This is a genomic window from Bartonella sp. AP9QHHD (assembly GCF_042195625.1).
In the GTDB taxonomy this organism is placed as follows: Bacteria; Pseudomonadota; Alphaproteobacteria; order Rhizobiales; family Rhizobiaceae; genus Bartonella.
On the sequence record NZ_JBHIOP010000097.1, the window covers coordinates 1 to 3,006 of the forward strand.

The window sequence follows — 3,006 nt, forward strand, 5'->3', positions numbered from 1 at the left end:
ATTAATTGCAGGCATTGCTTCAATAAATAAATTGAAGTCACGCATATTGAAAACATTGTCACCAGCTGCCGTCTTTGCTGCTTTGATCAACGCAACAAATGTTTCTCTTATCGTCTCTCTCGGATGCATGGGGGCTCCTGTTCAAATAGATTGATTTTTAATCATTTTTATTGTATTTGTGGATACATTTTGATATACATTCGTTATGACAATAAATATCAAAGTTCATGGCATAAATTGGGATGATGGTAACTGGCCAAAATGTGCCAAACATGGAGTTTCTAAAAAAGAAATTGAATATTTATTCACCAATTCTGGAAATCTCGTCATAAAGCATGACCCCAATGTTAAAGAAGATCGTTTCAGAGCCATTGGAAGAAGCTATAATGAAAGATATATATTTTTAGTTTTTACCTTAAGAACAATAAAGAATGAACTGTTTGTGCGTCCTATTAGCGCTCGTTATATGCACCAAAAGGAGATTGATTTTTATGAAAACCTCTAAATTAAAACAAATGCCCGTTTTTAAGACGGATGAAGAAGCAGAAAACTTTGTTGATACTGCAGATCTTACAGATTATGACTTAACTGGTTTTAAACCCGTTCATTTTGAGTTCTTACCTAAAGAAGCGTCTATGAATATTCGCTTGCCTCAAGCGCTTATGAAGGCTTTAAAGGAAAAAGCTAAAAATCAAGCTATCCCTTATACACGCTATGTTAGGCATCTGATTGAACAGGATTTACGAAAAAGTCATCGGAATTAACCCCCTCCCCATTTTGAGAACGGGGAGGGGAGTTTTGTTTTTTACTTAAGCAACCTTTTTAATGGGGCTCTCTAAATCTGGTTCGTAAGTTCGCAACAAAGAATCCATGCTATGTGGCAGTTCTGAAGCTCCAAAATCTGTCAAAATTGCCAAGATTTTTGTAATATTGGGCACGTCATCTTGAAGTTTTGAAATCAAAGCTTTTTCTATTACACTCATAGTGTCAACCAGAGCAGTACAATCTTTATCGCTCATATTTTCATGTCTAGAAAATCGAGATAATGCCATCCATAAGTCACATAAGAAGTTGGTATCTATCTTCATTGTACACCTCCATGGATTTGTTCTCTCAAACATGCCAATCCTTTTGGTGTGATTTTCGTTGAAGGCAGGACCTTTTCTGTACCATCCGGTCTTTGAATGGTGATAGCAGGGCAGTCCATGAATCCTTTCTTGATCTTGTCCTGATAAGGTAACAGAGGCGCTCCTGGAGCACGGCGATAGACCCAATCGTTTTGACGCAAGTAGTCGGTTAAGTCCTTTGGTCGTACCTCTAGCATTTTCGCTGCTTCAATAAGACCGAACAAACCATCAGAACGCTTTAAACCATCCAAAGCTTCTGCTTTTGGTGCTAATTCGGCAATGGTGTTATCCTTTTGCTCAATTTGGCTTTGTAAGTGATTCAAGACTCCCAGCAATGCTTCAGGTTTGGAGTAGTCAACTTGTGGTGTTGTTACTTGCTTCAAAAGCCGTTCACATTTGATAAAGTATAAGCGAGCTTCTCTACCTTTCTTATTGTTCTCAAGCATAGAAAGCTCTTTTGCTACATTTAGTGTAAGATAATATTCTTTTAACACTACATTTTGACGTTCGCCAGTTTTGGCGAGCGTTAAAATATAATCTATTCCCTCTTCTAAATTGTATTTGATAATACGGTCTTTAATCCAATTGGAAAAGTCTCGTTTTGCCTCTAAGAATGCGTGCAGATTACGTGCATTTACTGTCTGAACAGTATCGCCATCAATAACCTGTTCTCTAATTTCTATAAGAGTATTCATAATGAATTCCTTGTTGATAGATGTTTCTTAATGACACTCAATAAAAAAGTGCCGGGTGCTAAGAAACACGGCAACAAGCCCGTCGTTATGCTTTCCCCCGAAAGGGTATTTTATGGCATAACCACACCCGACAAGACCAGTATACGCTATACGCATATAATGAGTCAAAGCCTTTACAATGTGCGGAAGACTGATTATTTCGGCAACCAATCCGCTTGTTGTTTTAAGGTGTTTCTTAGGCACCTGATTCGATTATTCATATTGTTGCCACAATGTCAAGTGGCAATGTAATGTTTTTATAAAAATAATCAAAACGGCTTGCTAAACAAAGATGCCTTATTGTTTTATCTCCCGCAAGATAAGCTTATACATACCGGATTCAGAGGCTTGGACATCTGTTACCACGAAGTGCTCTTGAGAGGGGGCTTTGTTATTTTCAGGAGAGATGATCACAATACTATCTTGAGGTTTTGGTGGTATTCCCCCGATGTCATTGATACAAAGATCAAGTTCCTTTTTTGCGATTGTCGTAGAGATTCTGCCACCGGCGTCCGATTCCGAATGTTTAATGGTGTAAATCGCTGTAATTTGAAACGATTGTTGATTGTCCTTTCGCGTGTAGATGATGGGCTGCCCAAAAGTGTTGCGCACGTCTTGAATCATTTGGTTTAGCAGCCCGTGCCATCGCATGTTATTTCGCTCCACTGACCGCTTTAAAGAGCATTTCTGGGCGTGTGCAAATGTAAAGCGGATAGCTATAGACTTCCGGTTTTACCCATGCATTACGGTCGTGGTCGACGATAAGCATGGTGTAGAGCGGTTTTCCAACCGTGTTGGCAAAATCCAAACTTTCTCCCGGTGCAAAGGTTTTTTGGAATACACCAGGCGCATCAACAGGAAAGAATTGACATTCATCCGGCTTAATGCCTATAGCGCGCTTTGTTCCAGCCTTCGCACTCACATTATAGTTGTGAATACTCCGGTAATTAATGAAAGTGACACCTGCAAAGTCAAAACTACCAAAGCTCCCAGAGCCAATCGAACTTGGTGTTGCAACACCTCCGGCGCTATTGAGTGTCTGTGCTAAGGCTGTGTTTAAATAGGTCTCACGAATTGTTTTATGGTTTTTCAATTTGGAGAAAAATTCATTTCCACAAAGCCCAATAATGCGTGAACGATCAGAA

Annotated in this window: 6 protein-coding genes; 2 read left to right on the plus strand and 4 right to left on the minus strand. The window is 39.4% G+C overall.

Features of this window, described 5'->3' with window-relative positions:
* Positions 1–205: 205 nt before the first annotated feature.
* Positions 206–505: a BrnT family toxin gene (locus tag ACFIK4_RS08780; RefSeq protein ID WP_375675771.1), complete on the plus strand. Its 300-nt coding sequence runs from the start codon at positions 206–208 to the stop codon at positions 503–505.
* Positions 492–764, plus strand: coding sequence for a CopG family antitoxin (locus ACFIK4_RS08785; RefSeq protein ID WP_375631758.1), 273 nt, complete (start codon positions 492–494; stop codon positions 762–764). The genes ACFIK4_RS08780 and ACFIK4_RS08785 overlap by 14 nt, the downstream gene beginning before the upstream one ends.
* Positions 765–809: 45 nt before the next feature.
* Here ACFIK4_RS08785 and ACFIK4_RS08790 read toward each other — a convergent pair whose 3' ends face one another.
* The 4 genes from ACFIK4_RS08790 to ACFIK4_RS08805 form a co-directional block, all read right to left on the minus strand.
* Positions 810–1,088: a hypothetical protein gene (locus ACFIK4_RS08790; RefSeq protein WP_375655401.1), complete on the minus strand. Its 279-nt coding sequence runs from the start codon at positions 1,086–1,088 to the stop codon at positions 810–812.
* On the minus strand, positions 1,085–1,822 hold the full coding sequence (locus ACFIK4_RS08795; RefSeq protein WP_375675772.1) for a phage antirepressor KilAC domain-containing protein: 738 nt from the start codon (positions 1,820–1,822) through the stop codon (positions 1,085–1,087). The genes ACFIK4_RS08790 and ACFIK4_RS08795 overlap by 4 nt, the downstream gene beginning before the upstream one ends.
* A 336-nt stretch (positions 1,823–2,158) precedes the next feature.
* Positions 2,159–2,512 (minus strand): hypothetical protein, encoded by a 354-nt coding sequence (locus ACFIK4_RS08800; RefSeq protein WP_375675773.1) that lies wholly within the window; start codon positions 2,510–2,512, stop codon positions 2,159–2,161.
* Position 2,513: 1 nt separating this feature from the next.
* Positions 2,514–3,006 (minus strand): major capsid protein (locus ACFIK4_RS08805; protein WP_375675774.1); only part of this gene is annotated, 493 nt, incomplete at its 5' end.